Below are 17,483 nucleotides of genomic sequence, written 5' to 3'. Positions count from 1 at the left end.
CGCTGTGCGTTGGCTGTGAGGATCGTGTGTCCCGTACAGGAGTTGCGTCGCACAGTCACGGCTGGTTCACAGGCTCCGGACAGGTACGGCGCGCATGCTCGCGCCCATGAGCGACCAGAACGATCCGCACCCCGAGACGCAGCCTGTCCGCCCGTCCTCGGCCGAGCCCGAGACCCCGTCCGCCCCTCCGGCCGACCCGGCTGCCCCTGCCGCAACCCCTGCCGCCCCGGTCGAGGAGTCCGCGCCCGCCCGCCGCACCCTGCGCCAACGCCTCGCCGGGACCGGCGAGCGCCTCCACACCACCCGGGCACTGCTGGCCGCGGCCCTCGCCGCGCTGGTCGTCGGCGGGGTCGGGGGAGCCGTCGTGCACGCCGCCAGCGACGGCGGCGACCACGACCGCTTCGACCGGGGCGGCTTCGGTCGCGAAGGCTTCGGCCCGGGAGGGTTCGGACGGGACGGCATGGGACCGGGCGGGTTCGACCGGGGCGAGCGACCCGGCCCGCGCGACTTCCGGCAGCCGGACGGCGCCGTACCCGCCCCGACCCCCAGCGAGACGCCCAGCGAGGCGCCCAGCGATACGCCGAGCGAGTCGTCCAGCTCCTGACCCACCGGCGGCGCAATCGGCTTGCGGGGTGCGCGAGAATGGTCCGGTTGTGCAGATCACCTACCCGCCCGCGCTCCCGGTCTCCGCGCGCCGTGACGACATCGCGGCCGCCATCCGCGACCACCAGGTCGTCATCGTCGCCGGCGAGACCGGCTCGGGGAAGACGACCCAGCTCCCGAAGATCTGCCTCGACCTCGGCCGCGGCAGCGACGGGAAGCTGATCGGTCACACGCAGCCCCGCCGGATCGCCGCACGGTCGGTCGCCGAGCGGATCGCCGAGGAGCTCGGCACCGAGCTCGGCGACCTCGTCGGCTACCAGGTCCGGTTCACCGACCGCACGTCGAAGGCCAGCCGGGTCAAGCTGATGACCGACGGCATCCTGCTGGCCGAGCTGCAGCGCGACCGGCAGCTGCGCAAGTACGACACGATCATCATCGACGAGGCGCACGAGCGCTCGCTCAACATCGACTTCCTGCTCGGCTACCTCAAGCGGCTGCTCCCGCGCCGCCCCGACCTCAAGGTCATCATCACCAGCGCGACCATCGACGTGGAGCGCTTCGCCGAGCACTTCGACGCCCCGGTGGTCGAGGTGTCGGGGCGCACCTTCCCGGTCGAGGTCCGCTACCGCCCGCTGCTGGAGCTGCCCGAGGACGACGACGAGGGTGAGCCGATCCAGCGCGACCAGACCGAGGCGATCATCGCCGGCGTGCGCGAGCTCTCCGCCGAGGGGCCGGGCGACGTGCTCGTCTTCCTGCCCGGCGAGCGGGAGATCCGCGACACCGCCGACGCCCTCGACGCCCTGAAGTCCGACCGCCTCGAGGTCGTCCCGCTCTACTCCCGGCTCTCCGCCGCCGAGCAGCACCGCGTCTTCTCCAGCCATCCCCAGTCCGTACGCCGCGTCGTGCTCGCCACCAACGTCGCCGAGACCTCGCTGACCGTGCCGGGGATCCGCTACGTCATCGACACCGGCGTCGCCCGGATCTCGCGCTACTCCCTGCGCACCAAGGTCCAGCGGCTGCCGATCGAGCCGATCAGCCAGGCCAGCGCCAACCAGCGCTCGGGCCGCTGCGGTCGCGTCGAGGCCGGGATCGCGATCCGGCTCTACGCCGAGGAGGACTTCGAGGGACGTCCCGAGTTCACCGACCCCGAGATCCTGCGCACCAACCTCGCCAGCGTCATCCTCCAGATGACCTCCCTCGGGCTCGGCGACATCGCGCGCTTCCCGTTCGTCGAGCCGCCCGACAAGCGCAACGTCAAGGCCGGCGTCGAGCTGCTCGAGGAGCTCGGCGCGCTGGGGGAGCCCGACGTCCGTGGGGAACGGTCGGGTCGTCGTACGCCGCGTGGTCGACCCGACGGTTCCCCGGCCGTCCCGACGGCCCCCCGGGAGGGGCCCTCGCTCACGAAGCTCGGCCGCCGGCTGGCCCGACTCCCGATCGACCCGCGCCTGGGCCGGATGATCCTCGAGGCCGAGCGCCTCGGCTGCGTGCGCGAGGTCATCGTGATCGCGGCCGCGCTCAGCCTCCAGGACCCGCGCGAGCGCCCGGCCGAGCAGCAGGCGCAGTCCGACCAGCAGCACGCCCGCTTCAAGGACGAGACCTCCGACTTCCTCACCTGGCTCAACCTGTGGCGCCACGTCAAGGAGCAGCAGCGCGAGCTGTCGAGCAGCGCCTTCCGCCGGATGTGCAAGCGCGAGTTCCTCAACTACCTGCGGGTGCGCGAGTGGCAGGACTTCGAGTCGCAGCTGCGCCAGGTCTGCAAGGAGATGAAGATCGACCTCGGGCAGCCGGCCGACGTCCCCGACGGCGACGGGATCCACCAGGCGCTGCTGTCCGGCCTGCTCAGCCACATCGGCGCCCTCGAGGAGCGGGACCGTCCGCGGCCCGGTGAGCGCAAGCCGATGCGGGAGTACGTCGGGGCGCGCGGCGCCCGGTTCGCGATCTTCCCCGGCAGTGTGCTCAAGGGCCGCAACCCCGACTTCGTGATGGCCGGCGAGCTGGTCGAGACCAGCCGGCTGTGGGGTCGCCAGAACGCCGCCATCAAGCCCGAATGGGCCGAGCGGCTGGCCGGCCACCTGGTCAAGCGCACCTACTCCGAGCCGCACTGGTCGGCCAAGCGTGCGGCGGTGATGGCCCACGAGAAGGTCACGCTCTACGGCGTCCCCCTCGTCGCCGACCGCCTCATCACCTACGGCCGCGTCGACCCGGCGATCTCGCGCGAGCTGTTCATCCGCCACGCGCTGGTGCAGGGGGAGTGGCGCACCCGGCACGCCTTCTTCCACACCAACCGTGCCCTGCTCGACGAGGCCGAGGAGCTCGAGCACCGCGCCCGGCGGCGCGACATCGTCGTCGACGAGGAGACGCTCTTCGACTTCTACGACGCCCGCGTCGGCGCCGAGGTCGTCAGCGGGGCCCACTTCGACCAGTGGTGGAAGCGCCAGCGCACGAAGCGCCCCGACCTGCTGACCTTCGACCCCGAGATGCTCACGCACGCCGGCGCCGAGCAGGTCCGGGCGTCCGACTTCCCGACGAGCTGGCACGACTCGGACGAGGCGGGCCTGACCTTCCCGATCAGCTACCACTTCGAGCCCGGCGCCGCCGAGGACGGCCTGACCATCGAGGTGCCGGTCGCGACCCTCAACCGGGTCGAGGCGGCCGACTTCTCGTGGCTGGTGCCGGGCCTGCGGGAGGAGCTCGTGACCGAGCTGATCCGCAGCCTGCCCAAGAACCTCCGGGTCAACTTCGTGCCCGCCCCCAACAAGGCGCGCGAGTTCCTGGCCGCCGTACCAGCCGGGGCCGAGCCGCTCCTCGACGCGCTGGAGCGCTACCTCCTCGGCCAGACCGGGATCGTCGTGCCGCGCGAGGCGTGGGACTGGGCCAAGGTGCCCGCGCACCTGCAGCCGACCTTCCGCGTCGTCGACGAGGACGGCGGCGAGGCCGCCCGCGGCAAGGACCTCGAGTCGCTCAAGGAGCCACTGCGCCCGAGCCTGGAGCAGGCGATCGCCGACGTCGCCGCCGACTCCGGCGTCTCCGCGACCGGTCAGACGACGTGGACCTTCGGCACCATCGAGGAGTCGTTCACCCAGACCCGCGCCGGCCACGAGGTGCGCGGCTTCCCGGCCCTGGTCGACGAGGGCAGCACGGTCGGCCTGCAGGTGTGCCCGTCGGCCGAGGAGGCCGCCGCCCGGCACCGGCTTGGCGTACGCCGCCTGCTGCTGCTCGCCCTCGGCGGCTCACCGACGCCTCCCCAGCTCGGGCTCGACCAGCTCGAGCAGCTGGCGCTCGTCGGATCGCCGTACCCCACCGTCGGCGAGCTCGTCGACGACGTCCGCGCCGCCGTGGTCGGCGACCTCGTCGACGCGCGACCGCCCGTGCGTGACGAGGCGGCGTACGACGCGCTGCTGGCCATCGCGCGCACGGACCACCTCGCCGCGGTGACCGCCACGGTGCACGACGTGATCCGGGTGCTCGGTGCGTGGCGCACGACCGACAAGGCCCTCTCGGGTCGCGCGGAGCTGACGACGCTGCCGGCGCTGACGGACATGAAGGCGCAGGTCGAGCGGCTGATGTCGCGCGGGTTCATCGGTGACGCCGGGGCCGCCCAGCTGCGCGAGCTCCCGCGCTACCTCGCCGCCGTGCAACACCGGCGCGCCCGGCTCGACGAGCAGGTCGCCCGCGACCGGCAGCTGATGGACCAGATGGCCGACCTGCAGGACGCCTGGCTGCACCAGGTCGCCGCGCTCCCGCCCGGCCGGCCGCCGAGCCAGGGGCAGCGGGCGGTGCGCTGGCTGCTGGAGGAGTACCGCGTCTCGCTGTGGGCCCAGCAGCTGGGCACCAAGGGGTCGGTCAGCGACCAGCGGATCCGCAAGGCGCTCGCGGCGGGCTAGCGCGCCCTTTGGGTTTCCCCGGCTAGCCGGGGAAATGTGAACTTCGGGGGGCATGCAAACCCCCGGAAGTTCGAGTTTCCCCGGTTAGCCGGGGAAACCGAAGAGTGATCGGAGCACGCCGGACCGGGAGCGCCTCACGGCGCGTGGCCGCTCGTAGCGGCTGATTTCGGGACCCGGGGCTGCCGCGATCCGGCGTGCTCCGCCGCAGAGTCTACGTCGCGATCGCGCTCACGAAAGCGAATCGCGGAGCTCGAGGTGACCCGCCGCCTCGAGCTGCTCGGAGAGCGCCAGCATCCGCATCGTCTCCGTGTGGTTGGCCCCCGACGCGCTCGCGCGACCGGTGGCGACGACGCGCGCGAAGGCGGCGGCACGCAGCAGGGTGACGGCAAAGTCGCCGACGATCCCACGCAGCACGGCGTCGATCATCGTCTTCACCTCGTCGGGCCCGGGCGGGTCGGCGACGCCGGCGACGACACGTGCGACCGGCGCGCCGGCCAGCCCCGCGTCGTACTCCCTCGCAGCCTGGGCCGGTGAGCGGTGCACCCACGCGCGCAGGACGTAGAGGCGCCACAGGCACCCCGCGAGCGTGTCGGCGGGGGCGCCCGACCACACCTCGGCGAGCGTCTCGAGGCCCTCGGTGTCGGCGAGGTGCAGGACTCGCTCGGTCATCGCCTCGTCGGTCGTGCCCCGTGCCCCGCGCACCAGGATGGTGGCCGCCAGGTCGCCCGCCTCGCGGACCTCGGCCGGGTCGGCGCCGCCGGTCAGCTCCTCGAAGAACGCCGCACCGGGCACGCGGGGGCGGTGGTGTCGCGGGGCGTCGGATTCGGGCACCGGACCACTGTAGGAGGCGGCCCTATGCTCGACCCGTGCCGGGCGCGGGCCGGTCTGGGACGCCACCGTAAGGTTGCCCCGGCCGACCGGTCGCTGGACCGGCGGCCTGGGTGAGTCGGACGAGCTGGACGAGGAAGCGGGAGAGATGACGCGGCGGCTGATTGCGATGACGTCGGCACTCGTGCTGAGCCTCGGGCTCGCGGCCTGCTCCGAGGACGACGAGCCGTCGACCGATCCCACCCCGTCGCCGAGCTCGAGCGCGACCACCAAGCCGGGGGAGGAGCAGCGGATGCTGACCTTCGGCGCCTTCGGCGAACCCGAGGAGCTGGACGCCTTCCAGCAGGTCGTCGACTCGTTCAACGCCACGTCGCAGTCGCGCCGGGTCAAGCTCGTCACCTGGCCCACCCACGAGGAGGCGCTCGCCGCGGTCCTCGCCGGTGACGGCCCCGACGTGTTCCTGACCGCGCGGCGCGACCTGCTGCAGATCGCGGACAGCACCTCGACCCGGCCGGTGAGCCAGCTGCTCGACGAGCGCGGCGTCGACTTCGGCGACCGCTACTCCCGAGACGCGCTCGAGGCCTTCTCCTACGACGACGATCTCCAGTGCATGCCCTACTCCGTCTCGCCGATGGTCATGTACTACAACGACGAGGCCGTCGACTTCGCCAAGATGGAGCGTCGCGGGCTCGACGTGCCGCTCGACTCCGACGGCGTGCGCAGCGACCGCTGGACGATCGCGGAGTTCGCCGCGGCCCTCCAGTTCGCGACCCGGCGCGGCACCATCGACGGCGTCTGGATCGACCCGACCCTGCGCGGGCTGGCGCCGTTCATCTACTCCGGTGGCGGCCAGGTCCTCAACGACGACGACGAGCCGACCTCGCTGGACTTCTCCAGCGACGACAGCCGCTCGGCGCTCGACCAGACGCTGGCGATCCTGCGTGACCCGCTGCTGACGCCGAGCGCCGACGAGATGCGCAGCGCCACCGCCCTCCAGCTGTTCAAGCGCGGCAAGCTCGCCATGATCGCCGGCTTCCGCGACCTCGTCCCCGAGCTGCGCGCCGACGAGGACCTGTCCTTCGACACCATCTCGATGCCGGTGATCGACTCCCCGGCGACCGTCGGCGACATCGACGGCCTGTGCCTGTCGGCCGACTCCGAGCACGTCAACGACGCCGCCGACTTCCTGGCCTACGCCGTCTCCGACGCTGCCCTCGAGATCGTCACCCGCACCGGCTACATCGTCCCGGCCAACACCGAGGTCGCCGCCTCCGAGGCGTTCCTGTGGCCCGGTCGGGAGCCGGCCCACGCCACCGTCTTCAACTCCGCCATCCGCGGGATGGTGATCCCGCCGCTGCTCGCCACCGGTCCCGAGCTCGAGGAGACCGTCGGGCCGCTGCTGAGCGCCCTCGTGACCAGTCCCGGCGTGCTCGACCTCGAGGCCGCCACCGAGGAGATCGACACCGCGTCGAAGGCGATCCTCGACCCCGAGTCGGTCACCGAGTCGCCCACGGAGCCGCCCGCGCCGACCGAGTCCCCCAGCGAATAGCGCTCAGTCGTCGGACGGGTCAGCCGGCTCGGCCGGCTCGACCGGCGGCTCGACGTCGCCGGCCAGCACCGCGCCGGTCAGCGCGCCGGTGACCAGCTCGAGCTGCCAGGGGCGAGCGCCGTACGACCCGAGCTGGGCGCGCAGCGCGTCGGCGAGCTCGGCGGGCTCGCGGGTCGCGGGCGGCGACCACATGGCGCGGCGGACGTAGTCGGGGGTGAGGAGGTTCTCGACCGGGAGGTGGTGCTCCTCGGCGAGGGTGAGCATGGAGGCGCGGGCCGCCTTGAACCGGCGGTCGGCGACGGCGTCGCGGTCGGCCCACATGCGCGGGTGCGGCGGGCCGTCGACGCGCGGGGTGCGGGTCGGGAGCTCGTCCTCGGTCATCGCGCGGACCGCGGCGAGCGCCTCGACCCAGGTGCGGGAGTAGCGCTCGGCGCCCCGTCCGTGGAAGCCCTGCGTGCCCATCAGCGCGGCCCGATCGGCCGGCAGCGCGGTCGCGGCGGCCACGATCGCGGCGTCGGGGATGATCCGCCCCGGCGTGACGTCGCGACGCTCGGCGATCTCGTCACGCGCCTCCCACAGCGCCTTGGCGGCGGCCAGCGAACGGCGCCCGCGCAGGCGGTGGACGCCGGACGTACGTCGCCAGGCGTCCTGTCGCACGGTCGGGGTGAAGTCGAGGAGGTGGGTGAACTCCTGCTGCGCCCACTCGGTCTTGCCGGCCTTGGCCAGCTCGTCGACCATCAGCTCGCGCAGCTCGAGGAGCACCTCGACGTCGAGGGCGGCGTAGTCGAGCCAAGCCTTCGGGAGCGGCCGCGTCGACCAGTCGGCGGCCGAGTGCTCCTTGCGCATCCGCTGGCCCAGCAGCGTCTCGACGAGGGTGGCGAGCCCGACGCGCGGGTAGCCCAGGAGCCGACCGGCCAGCTCGGTGTCGAAGAGCGACGACGGTTCCAGGCCGACCTCGCGCAGGCACGGGAGGTCCTGCGTCGCGGCGTGCAGGATCCACTCGGTGCCGGCCAGGGCCTCCTGCAGTGGAGCGAGTCCGTCGAACGCGATCGGGTCGATCAGCCAGGTGCCGGCGCCCTCGCGGCGCAGCTGGATGAGGTAGGCGCGGGCGGAGTAGCGGTAGCCCGAGGCCCGCTCGGCGTCGATCGCGACCGGACCGCTCGCGGCGCCCAGCGCGGCGCACGCCTCGGCCAGCGCCTCCGGCGTCTCCACGACCTCCGGCAGGCCGTCGCGCAGCGTGAGGAGCGGCGCCGGCTCCGGCTCCGGGGTCGCGGGAGCCTCCGGCGCGTCGGGCTCGGTCGAGGTCGGTTCGTCCATCGTCACGAGCCGCGCTGACCGCGCCGGCTCGGGATCGCCGTGACGCCCTCGGGGACCGGGGGCAGTCCGGCGGCGGTGCACAGCAGCTCGGTCCACGCCTCGACGTGCGGCGCGAGGTCCAGGGGTGCGTCGTCGTCGGTGGCGAGCGGGGTCCAGGAGGCGCGGACCTCGAGCTGGGCCGTGGCCTCCTCGTCGGCCATCCCGCCGAAGCTCTCGGTGGCCACGCTGGTGACGGTGCCGGAGATCTCGGCGTACGCCGCACCGTGCGCGTCCAGCGCCTCGCTCAGCCACGACCAGCCCACCGCGGCCAGCATCGGGTCGGAGATCAGGTCGGGGTCGATGTCGGCGCGGGCGTAGACCACGCACCGGAAGGTGCCGTTCCAGGCCTCGTTGCCGGCCGGGTCGTGGAGCAGGATGATCCGCCCGGTGCCGAGGTCGACGTCGTCGACGGTGACGTCGGCGGAGAGCGCGGAGGAGTACGGCGCGATGCGCTGCGGCGCCGGCATCTCCTCGCAGAACACCTCGGGACGCAAGGACGCGGAGCGCATGCTGGCGACCGCCGTACGGAACTCCGCAGGCCCGGCACCCGTGTCCGAGTGCGTCTCGTGACGCGCCACCATGCGTTCAGACTAGGTCAGCGGTCGCCGATGGCGATGTGCCGCCACGCCGCCTGACCTGCGAAGATTCGCCCGTGACCCTCAACCCCGTGTCCTCCGGTGGCCCCCTCGCCGACAGCCCCTTCCTGGCGGCCGCCCGGGGTGAGACCCCCAGCCACACGCCGGTGTGGTTCATGCGTCAGGCAGGGCGCTCGCTGCCGGAGTACCTCGAGATCCGCGAGGGGATCGGGATGCTCGAGTCGTGCATGGACGCCGACCTCGTCACCGAGATCACCCTGCAGCCGGTCCGCCGCTACGGCGTGGACGCCGCGATCTTCTTCTCCGACATCGTGCTGCCGCTCAAGGCGGTCGGCGTCGACCTCGACATCAAGCCGGGCATCGGCCCGGTCGTCGCCTCGCCCGTGCGCACGCTGGCCGACGTCGAGGCGATCCCCGACCTGACCGCCGAGCACGTCCCCTTCATCACGCGTGCGGTGCAGCAGCTCGTGGCCGAGCTGGGCAGCACCCCGCTCATCGGCTTCGCGGGAGCGCCGTTCACCGTCGCGTCCTACCTCGTCGAGGGCGGGCCGTCGAAGGAGCACGCGAAGACCAAGGCGATGATGTTCGGCGCCCCCGAGGTGTGGGACGCGCTGATGCGCAAGATCGCCGGCATCGCGGCCGACTACCTCCGCGTCCAGGTCGAGGCGGGCGCCAGCGCCGTCCAGCTCTTCGACTCGTGGGCCGGCGCCCTCACCCCCGACGACTACGCCGAGCACGTGATGCCCCACTCCGCCCGCGTGCTCGAGTCCGCCGGCTCGCTGGGGGTCCCACGGATCCACTTCGGCGTCGGGACCACCAACCTGCTCGGGCTGATGGCCTCCGCCGGCGCCGACGTGGTCGGCATCGACTGGCGCACCCCGCTCGCCGACGGCATCGCCCGTGTCGGCGACAAGGCCGTGCAGGGCAACCTCGACCCGACGCTGGTCTTCGCCCCGACCGAGGTGATGACCGCCCGCGCGGCCGCGATCATCGAGGACGGCCGCACCGCCCGCGGCCACATCTTCAACCTCGGCCACGGCGTGATCCCCTCGACCGACCCCGGCCAGCTCAAGGCCCTCACCGAGTTCGTGCAGGCCTACCCGATCTAGTCCTTCGCGACGGCCTTGCGCGTGGAGCGGGTCCGCGTGGTGACGGTGACGGTGGGTACGGCGGGGACGGGCGCCTCCTCGACGACCTCCGGCTCCGGCGCGGGCACGGCCTTCGCTGGCGCCTTCCGGGTGGTCTTCCTCGTGCTCGGCGCCTTGGTCTCCGACCTGGACTCCGCCTTGGTCTCCGACTTGGTCTCCGACTTGGACTCCGCCTTGGTCTCCGACTTGGACGGCGCCTTGGTCGGCGCCTTGGTCGCCGTCTTCTTGGAGGCCGGCCGCTTCGCGGTCTTGAGCCTCGCCTCGAGGCGGTTGGCGTCGCCGCGGCACTCGAGGTAGGGCTGCGCGCGGACCAGGGCGGTGAGCTTGGTGAAGCCGAAGTTGCGTGGGTCGAAGGACGCGTGGGTGCGGGTGAGGTGGTTGCCGATCTGCGACACCGACACCCACCCGTCGTCGTCGGAGTTGGCGTTGACGGCCTTGGTGAGGGCGCTCTGGAGGTTGAGGGAGGGCGACTCCGTGGCGGCCTTCTCGTCCACGGCCTCGTCGTCGGCGGCCTCGTCGGTGTGCCCCTCGGTCATCAGCACCTCGAGGGCGATGAACTTGTCGCACGCGTTCTGCAGCGACGAGGGGGTGGTCTTGCGGCCGATGCCGTAGACCTTCTTGCCCGACTCGCGCAGCCGCAGGGCGAGGCTGGTGAAGTCGCTGTCGCTGCTGACGATCGCGAAGGCCTCGACGTTGTCGGCGTAGAGCAGGTCCATCGCGTCGATGATCAGCGCCGAGTCGGTGGAGTTCTTGCCGGTGGTGAAGGCGGTCTGGTGCATCGACCGGATCGCCCGGGCGTTGAGCTGCTTGATCCAGCCGGAGAGCTGTGGCGACGCGAAGTCGCCGTAGGCCCGCTTGATGGTGGGGGTGCCGTACTTGGCAACCTCCTCCAGCAACGCCTCGGCGTACTTCGCGGAGGTGTTGTCTGCGTCGATGAGCACGGCGATGCGGGTGCTCCCGTGGAGGTCGTTGTCCATGGGCCGACCCTAGTGCGGCGGTGGTCTCAGGCGGAGCGCGCGCTCCGGTAGGCGCCGGCGTGGCGGACGAGTGCCGCCTGGAGGTCGCGCAGCTGGGCGGGCACGTGGTCGGCGTTGCGACGCAGCATCAGCAGCGAGACGGTGGTGTCGTCGCCGTGGATGGGGCGCGTGGTGATGATGCCGGCGGTGACGAGCGGGTCGGCCGAGATCGAGTAGTCCGGGAGGATCGAGACCCCGAGGCCCTCGGCCACCATGGCCTTGCCCATCTCGGCGCCATCGGTGGAGTACGTCGTGGTGGGCATCGAGCCGCCGAAGAGCCGGTGCGCGAAGCGGTGCATGACGTAGCCCGGCCGCATCGCGATCAGCGGCTCCGCGCGCAGGTCGGTGATCGTGACGTGGTCCTTCGCGGCGAGCGGGTGGTCGTTGCGCAGGCACGCCACGGGCTGGCCGTGGATGAGCTCGCCGGAGACAAGGCCGACCGGGACGTCGTCGCCCGGCAGCACGTTGACCAGGCCGAGGTCGAGCGTCCCCTCGCCGAGCCCCTGGTGGATCTCGCTCTGCTGGGCGTTGACGACCTCGACGCCCCCAGCGTCGTGGAGCGCGTGCAGGTCGCGCAGCGCCGGCACCAGCAGGGTGGAGGAGGCGGTGTTGACGGTGCCGATGCGCAGCTCGCGCACCCGCACGGCCTGGTCGCCGGCCGCCTGCCGGAGCCGGTCGACCGACTCGAGCACCTCGGTCATGTTCTGCAGCAGGTCGAGGCCCTGCCGGCTGATCTTCGAGCCCGACCGACGCCGGTCGATGAGGGTCAGGCCGAGCTCGCGCTCGAGCTTGGTGACGGCCTCGCTGAGGGCAGGCTGCGAGATGTGCAGCGCCTCGCTGGCGCGGCGCAGCGATCCGTGGGCCGTCACCGCCGCGACGTACTCCAGCTGTTCGATGCGCATCCGCACTCCTTGGTCTCGGGAGCGCCTTGCACTCCTGCTCGGGAAAACCTGCCGGAGGCGATTCGTGGTTCGGCGCCACCGTCCGGTTAAAGTCTATAAAACCAATACAGAAAAGGCTATTGCACATGACTGCCATCGAATCGCGGCCCGAGACCCACAACGTCGTCGGCCGCCCCGCGCACGACACCCCCCTCCTGCGGCAGCTCCGCGTGGAGTGGGCGCCGGTGCTGACCGAGATCGCCGCCGGCACCCTCCAGCGCGAGCTGGACGGCGAGCTGCCCGTCGATGCGCTGCGCCGCCTCAAGAAGGTCGGCCTCGGCGCCGTGCGCGTCCCCGTCGAGCACGGGGGCCGCGGCGCGACCATCCCCGAGCTGACCCAGCTGTGGATCGAGCTGGCCGCCGTGGACGCCAACGTCCCGCAGGCCCTGCGCGGCCACTTCGCCCTCGCGGAGGACCGCGTGTGGCAGCACGGTCGCGGCGAGGACCAGCGCGCGTGGTTCGAGCGCTTCACCGCCGGTGAGATCGCCGGCAACGCCTGGTCCGAGACCGGGTCGACCGCCATCGACACACAGCGCACGACGCTGACCCCGCTGCCGGACGGCGACTACCGCCTCGACGGCACGAAGTACTACACGACCGGCAGCATCTTCGCCGAGTGGGCCGACGTCTACGTGCGGGTCGTCAACCCCGACCGCCCCGACGAGGCCGACGACGACTACGCGATCGCGATCGTCGACACCCGCGACGCGGGCGTCACCGTCGTCGACGACTGGAACGGCTTCGGGCAGAAGGGCACCGGGAGCGGCACGACGACCTTCGACAACGTGCGCGTCCCGGCCGCCCACGTGCTGCCGTTCGGCGAGCGCTTCCCCTACCAGACCGGGCTCTACCAGCTGAACCTCCTCGCGACCCTGGCCGGCATCGGCCGCGCCGCGCTCGACGACGCCGTGACGCACGTGCGCAGCCGCACCCGCAACTACTCCCACGCCAACGCGGCCCGGGTCCGCGACGACGCGCAGGTCCTCGCCCGCATCGGTGACATCGCCGCGTCGGTGTACGCCGCCGAGGCCACCACGCAGCGGGTCGCGGCCAGCCTCCAGGTGGTCGCCGACGTGCCCTCGCGCCACCACCACGACGTCGCCGCGGCGGTCGAGGAGGCCGAGATCGAGTCGGCCGCCGCGCAGGTGGTCGTCTCGGAGCTCGTGCTCCGCGCGACCAGCGACCTGTTCGACACCCTCGGCGCCTCGGCCACCGCGCGCACCGAGGGCCTCGACCGGCACTGGCGCAACGCCCGCACGGTCGCCTCGCACAACCCGCGCATCCTCAAGTCGCGCGTCGTCGGCGCGCACGTGGTCAACGGCACGCCCCCGCCGTACGCCTGGTCGATCGGCGGCACCCGCCGCACGCAGGACTGGCCCCGGCAGGGCTGAGTGCAAGGCGGCGCCTTGCACCCCCTCCGCAACTCGTGGCGGGAGGAGCGCGGCGCCGCCTTGCATTCGCTTCACTCTTTGTCCATAGTCTTAATAGACATTGATCGGGCCCCGCCCCTCGAGGAGTCATGCCATGACCGCATCAGCGCCACTGCAGTTCGCCTACTGGGTGCCCAACGTGTCCGGAGGCCTCGTGATCTCCGACATCGAGCAGCGCACCGGCTGGGACTACGACTACAACAAGCGGCTCGCGCAGACGGCCGAGAACAACGGCTTCGACTACGCCCTGACGCAGGTCCGCTACACCGCGTCGTACGGCGCCGCCAACCAGCACGAGGCCACCTCGCTGAGCCTCGCGCTGCTGCTCGCGACCGAGCGCCTCCAGGTCATCTCGGCCGTGCACCCCTACATGTGGCACCCCGGCGTGCTGGCGAAGTTCATCGCCACCGCCGACCACCTCAGCAACGGGCGCGCCGCGATCAACGTCGTGTCGGGCTGGTTCAAGGACGAGGCGACCAGCATGGGTGTGCGCTGGCTCGAGCACGGCGAGCGCTATCGGATGGCCGAGGAGTTCATCTCCTACATCCGCGAGATCTGGACCAGCGACCACGCCGAGTTCCGCGGCGACTTCTTCCAGCTGACCGACTTCGACATGAAGCCCAAGCCGCTGGTGCTCGACGGCCGGCCGACCCCGCAGATCTTCCAGGGCGGCAACTCCACCGTCGCCCAGTCGATGGCCGGACGCGTGAGCGACTGGTACTTCGCCAACGGCAACACCCCCGACGGCATCGCCGAGCAGATCGCCGGCGTCACCGCGTCGGCCGACCAGGCCGGGCGCACGGTGAAGTTCGGGGTCAACGGCTTCATGGTCGCCCGCGACTCCGAGGCGGAGGCCCACGCGACGCTCGAGGAGATCATCGCCAAGGCCAACCCCGAGGCGGTCGAGGGCTTCGGCAGCGCCGTCAAGGAGGCCGGCCAGTCGACCGGTGACAAGAAGGGGATGTGGCAGGACTCCGACTTCCGCGACCTCGTGCAGTACAACGACGGCTTCCGCACCGGTCTCGTCGGCACGCCCGAGCAGGTCGCCGAGCGGATGATCGAGTTCAAGCGCCGCGGCGTCGACCTGTTCCTCCTCGGCTTCCTGCACTTCCAGGAGGAGGTCGAGCACTTCGGCGAGAAGGTGCTGCCGATCGTCCGCGCGCTCGAGGCCGAAGAAGACGCGAAGTCCGTCGCATGACCGCCGTGGCGCACGCGCCCGTCGTCACGCCGACCTGGACGAGCGAGCAGGCCGTCTCGGTCGCGCGCACGCTGGCCGCGCACTTCGCCGAGACCGCCTCCCAGCGTGACGCGGAGCGCATCCTCCCCGGCCCGGAGCTCGACCGGCTCGCCGAGTCGGGCCTGCTCGCGATCACCGTCCCGCAGGAGCACGGCGGACCCGACCTGCCCGCGGTCACGCTGGCCGAGGTGTTCCGGGTGCTCGCCACCGGCGACCCGAGCATCGCCCAGGTCCCGCAGAGCCACTTCGTCTATGTCAACGCCATGCGTGACCAGGGCACGCCGGAGCAGCAGGAGTTCTTCTTCGGCGAGGTGCTCGCCGGGAAGCGCTTCGGCAACGCCCAGTCGGAGATCGGCACCAAGCACGTCCGCGACATCCGTACGACGCTTCGGCCTTCGATGGTCGAGGTGCGAGCGGAGCGAGCCTCGAGGCCTCGGTCGTGGCTGCTCAACGGCACCAAGGGCTACGCCACCGGCGCCCTCTTCGCCGACTGGATCCCGGTGCTCGCGCACCTCGACGTCGACGGACCGCTCCACGTGGCGTGGATCGAGCGCACCGCACCCGGGGTGAGGGTCATCGACGACTGGGACGGCATGGGCCAGCGCACCACCGCATCGGGCACCGTCGAGCTCGTCGACGTCCACGTCGCCGACGACCGGATCACGCCCTACCACCAGACCTTCGACCGGCCGCAGACCTACGGATCGTTCGCCCAGCTCCTGCACTCCGCGATCGACGTCGGCATCGCCCGTGCCGCGATCGAGGAGGCGGCGGAGTTCGTGCGCACCAGGTCGCGGCCCTTCCCGGACGCCGGGGTCGACCGCGCGGGCGACGACCCGCTGGTCGTGCACGCCCTCGGGCAGATGGAGGTCGCCGTACGCGGCGCCGAGGCCCTGCTGCGCGAGGCCGGCCGGGCCGTCGACGCGGCCACCGCCGACCTCACCGCGCAGTCGGCGGGGACGGCCAGCCTGGCCGTGGCCGCGAGCCGCGCGTCGTCGACCGCCGTGTCGGTGGAGGTGGCGAGCCGTCTCTTCGAGGTCTCCGGCACCCGCTCGGCCCTCGGCGCGCTCAACCTCGACCGGCACTGGCGCAACGCCCGCACGCACACCCTGCACGACCCCGCGGCGTGGAAGGTGCAGCACCTCGGCCGTTGGGTCGTCGACCGCACCCTCCCGCCCAACCACGGACAGCTCTGAGCTCTCGAGGCTCGCTGCGCTCGCACCTCAACCACCGAGAGAGAGAAACGATGAAGTTCCACTGGTTCCTGCCCACGAACGGCGGCGACGGCCGACAGGTCGTCAGCGGCGGCCACGGCGTCACGCACGCCGGCGGCGGTCGCCCGGCCAGCGTCCCCTACCTCGGCCAGATCGCGCGCAGCGCGGAGCAGCTCGGCTTCGAGGCCGCCCTGACCCCGACCGGGGCCTGGTGCGAGGACGCGTGGCTCTCGACCGCGATGCTGGCGCCGCTCTCGGAGCGCCTGAAGTTCCTCGTCGCCTTCCGCCCCGGGCTGACCGCGCCGACACTGGCCGCGCAGATGGCCGCCACGTTCCAGAACCTGTCGGGCGGACGGCTGCTCCTCAACGTCGTCACCGGCGGCGAGAGCCACGAGCAGCGGGCGTACGGCGACTTCCTCGACAAGGACGAGCGCTACCGCCGCTGCGACGAGTTCCTCGAGATCGTCACCCGGCTCTGGACGGGGGAGCAGGTCAGCTTCGAGGGCGAGTTCCTCCGCGTCGAGGAGGCCCAGCTGCAGCAGCTGCCCGATCCCGTCCCGGAGATCTACTTCGGAGGGTCCTCGCCCGCGGCCGGCGACGTGGCCGCCAAGCACGCCGACGTCTACCTGACCTGGGGCGAGCCGCCCGCGGCGGTGGCCAAGAAGATCGCGTGGATCCGCGAGCTCGCCGAGCAGCAGGGCCGCGAGATCAGGTTCGGCATCCGCATGCACACGATCAATCGCGACACCTCCGAGGAGGCGTGGCGCGAGGCCGATCGGCTGCTCGAGGGCATCGACGACGCCGAGATCCGCCGCGTGCAGGAGGGCCTCAAGAAGTCGGAGTCCGTCGGCCAGCAGAACATGCTCGCCCTCAACAACGGCAGCAAGGACGGGCTGGAGATCTACCCCAACCTGTGGGCCGGCGTCGGCCTGGTGCGCGGCGGGGCCGGCACCGCGCTCGTCGGCAGCCACGAGGAGGTCGCCGACCGCGTCGAGGAATACGCTGCGCTCGGCATCGAGGAGTTCGTGCTCTCGGCCTACCCCCACCTCGAGGGCGCCTACCACTTCGGCGAGGGCGTGCTCCCGATCCTCGAGAAGCGTGGCGTCTGGACCAACCCGGCCCCGGTCACGGCGACGTCCTCGGTGCCCTTCGGCGGCCAGCGGGCCGCGTCATGACGACCGCGGTGCTCGTCGGCAACCCGAAGGCGGGCTCGCGCACGCTGGCGGCGGCCACCCACCTCGCCGACGAGCTCGGGGGCGCCGACCTCGTCATCGACCTGGCCGAGCACGGGGCCGAGCTCTTCGACTTCGGCTCGTCGGCGGTCGCGCGACTCGTCGAGCAGGTGCAGGCCTGCGACCTGCTGGTCGTCGCCACCCCGACGTACAAGGCGACCTACACCGGCCTGCTCAAGTCGTTCCTCGACTGGTTCCCGGCCGACTCCCTGCTCGGCACCACTGCCGTGCCGCTGATGCTGGGCGGCTCCCCGGCCCACGCCCTCGCGCCCGAGCACGGCCTGCGCCAGGTGCTCGTCGAGCTCGGCGCGGCCGTGCCCACGCGCGGGCTCTACCTCCTCGACAGTGCGTACGACGACCCGTCGGCCTACACCGGATGGCTCGACGCCGCCCGGCCGCGCCTCACCCACCTCGCCCACCTCCCGACAGCCCGACAGGCGGTGTCCTGA

At 72.2% G+C, this 17,483-nt stretch carries 14 protein-coding genes; 9 read left to right on the top strand and 5 right to left on the bottom strand.

Features of this window, described 5'->3' with window-relative positions; all coding sequences use genetic code 11:
* Window positions 1-106 precede the first annotated feature (106 nt).
* Both C7S10_RS22440 and hrpA read left to right on the top strand, forming a co-directional pair.
* On the top strand, window positions 107-604 hold the full coding sequence (locus C7S10_RS22440; protein WP_133176401.1) for a hypothetical protein: 498 nt from the start codon (window positions 107-109) through the stop codon (window positions 602-604).
* 49 nt (window positions 605-653) lie between these two features.
* Complete coding sequence (gene hrpA, locus C7S10_RS01215) at window positions 654-4,487, top strand: ATP-dependent RNA helicase HrpA (RefSeq protein ID WP_108342585.1); 3,834 nt, start codon at window positions 654-656, stop codon at window positions 4,485-4,487.
* Between the two features lie 228 nt (window positions 4,488-4,715).
* Here hrpA and C7S10_RS01210 read toward each other — a convergent pair whose 3' ends face one another.
* Window positions 4,716-5,318, bottom strand: coding sequence for a hypothetical protein (locus C7S10_RS01210; RefSeq protein ID WP_108342584.1), 603 nt, complete (start codon window positions 5,316-5,318; stop codon window positions 4,716-4,718).
* A gap of 166 nt (window positions 5,319-5,484) precedes the next feature.
* On the opposite strand from C7S10_RS01210, the gene C7S10_RS01205 reads away from it, so the two are divergent.
* Complete coding sequence (locus tag C7S10_RS01205) at window positions 5,485-6,864, top strand: ABC transporter substrate-binding protein (protein WP_165807015.1); 1,380 nt, start codon at window positions 5,485-5,487, stop codon at window positions 6,862-6,864.
* A gap of 3 nt (window positions 6,865-6,867) precedes the next feature.
* On the opposite strand, the gene C7S10_RS01200 is transcribed toward C7S10_RS01205, so the two are convergent.
* Window positions 6,868-8,181 carry an HRDC domain-containing protein gene (locus C7S10_RS01200; protein WP_108342582.1) on the bottom strand — a complete coding sequence of 438 codons (1,314 nt, stop codon included), beginning with the start codon at window positions 8,179-8,181 and terminating at the stop codon, window positions 6,868-6,870.
* Window positions 8,182-8,183: 2 nt separating this feature from the next.
* Complete coding sequence (locus C7S10_RS01195; protein ID WP_108342581.1) at window positions 8,184-8,801, bottom strand: DUF3000 domain-containing protein; 618 nt, start codon at window positions 8,799-8,801, stop codon at window positions 8,184-8,186.
* A 71-nt stretch (window positions 8,802-8,872) separates the two neighbouring features.
* Here C7S10_RS01195 and hemE point away from each other — a divergent pair, with 71 nt between their 5' ends.
* Entirely contained in the window at window positions 8,873-9,925 is a 1,053-nt protein-coding gene (gene hemE, locus C7S10_RS01190) for a uroporphyrinogen decarboxylase (protein ID WP_243395140.1), read from the top strand.
* On the opposite strand, the gene C7S10_RS01185 is transcribed toward hemE, so the two are convergent.
* Together C7S10_RS01185 and C7S10_RS01180 are read right to left on the bottom strand one after the other, a co-directional pair.
* Window positions 9,922-10,941, bottom strand: a complete 1,020-nt coding sequence (locus C7S10_RS01185; RefSeq protein WP_108342579.1) for an NYN domain-containing protein — start codon at window positions 10,939-10,941, stop codon at window positions 9,922-9,924. The genes hemE and C7S10_RS01185 overlap by 4 nt on opposite strands.
* Window positions 10,942-10,967: 26 nt before the next feature.
* Window positions 10,968-11,882 carry a LysR family transcriptional regulator gene (locus C7S10_RS01180; protein ID WP_108342578.1) on the bottom strand — a complete coding sequence of 305 codons (915 nt, stop codon included), beginning with the start codon at window positions 11,880-11,882 and terminating at the stop codon, window positions 10,968-10,970.
* Between the two features lie 125 nt (window positions 11,883-12,007).
* Between C7S10_RS01180 and C7S10_RS01175 the strand changes: the two genes are divergently transcribed.
* From C7S10_RS01175 to C7S10_RS01155, 5 genes are all read left to right on the top strand, one after another.
* The gene (locus C7S10_RS01175; protein ID WP_108342577.1) at window positions 12,008-13,312 is read left to right on the top strand and encodes an acyl-CoA dehydrogenase family protein; all 1,305 of its coding nucleotides are present in this window, start codon (window positions 12,008-12,010) and stop codon (window positions 13,310-13,312) included.
* Between the two features lie 133 nt (window positions 13,313-13,445).
* Window positions 13,446-14,549 carry a dimethylsulfone monooxygenase SfnG gene (gene sfnG / locus C7S10_RS01170; protein ID WP_108342576.1) on the top strand — a complete coding sequence of 368 codons (1,104 nt, stop codon included), beginning with the start codon at window positions 13,446-13,448 and terminating at the stop codon, window positions 14,547-14,549.
* A complete protein-coding gene (locus tag C7S10_RS01165) occupies window positions 14,546-15,784 on the top strand; it encodes an SfnB family sulfur acquisition oxidoreductase (protein ID WP_108342575.1) in 1,239 nt (412 codons plus the stop codon). The genes sfnG and C7S10_RS01165 overlap by 4 nt, the downstream gene beginning before the upstream one ends.
* A gap of 50 nt (window positions 15,785-15,834) precedes the next feature.
* A complete protein-coding gene (locus C7S10_RS01160) occupies window positions 15,835-16,977 on the top strand; it encodes an LLM class flavin-dependent oxidoreductase (protein WP_108342574.1) in 1,143 nt (380 codons plus the stop codon).
* Window positions 16,974-17,483, top strand: coding sequence for an NADPH-dependent FMN reductase (locus C7S10_RS01155; protein WP_108342573.1), 510 nt, complete (start codon window positions 16,974-16,976; stop codon window positions 17,481-17,483). The genes C7S10_RS01160 and C7S10_RS01155 overlap by 4 nt, the downstream gene beginning before the upstream one ends.

Source organism: Nocardioides currus (assembly GCF_003057875.1).
Taxonomy (GTDB): Bacteria; Actinomycetota; Actinomycetes; order Propionibacteriales; family Nocardioidaceae; genus Nocardioides; species Nocardioides currus.
This window is presented reverse-complemented; position numbering and strand designations above follow the sequence as displayed.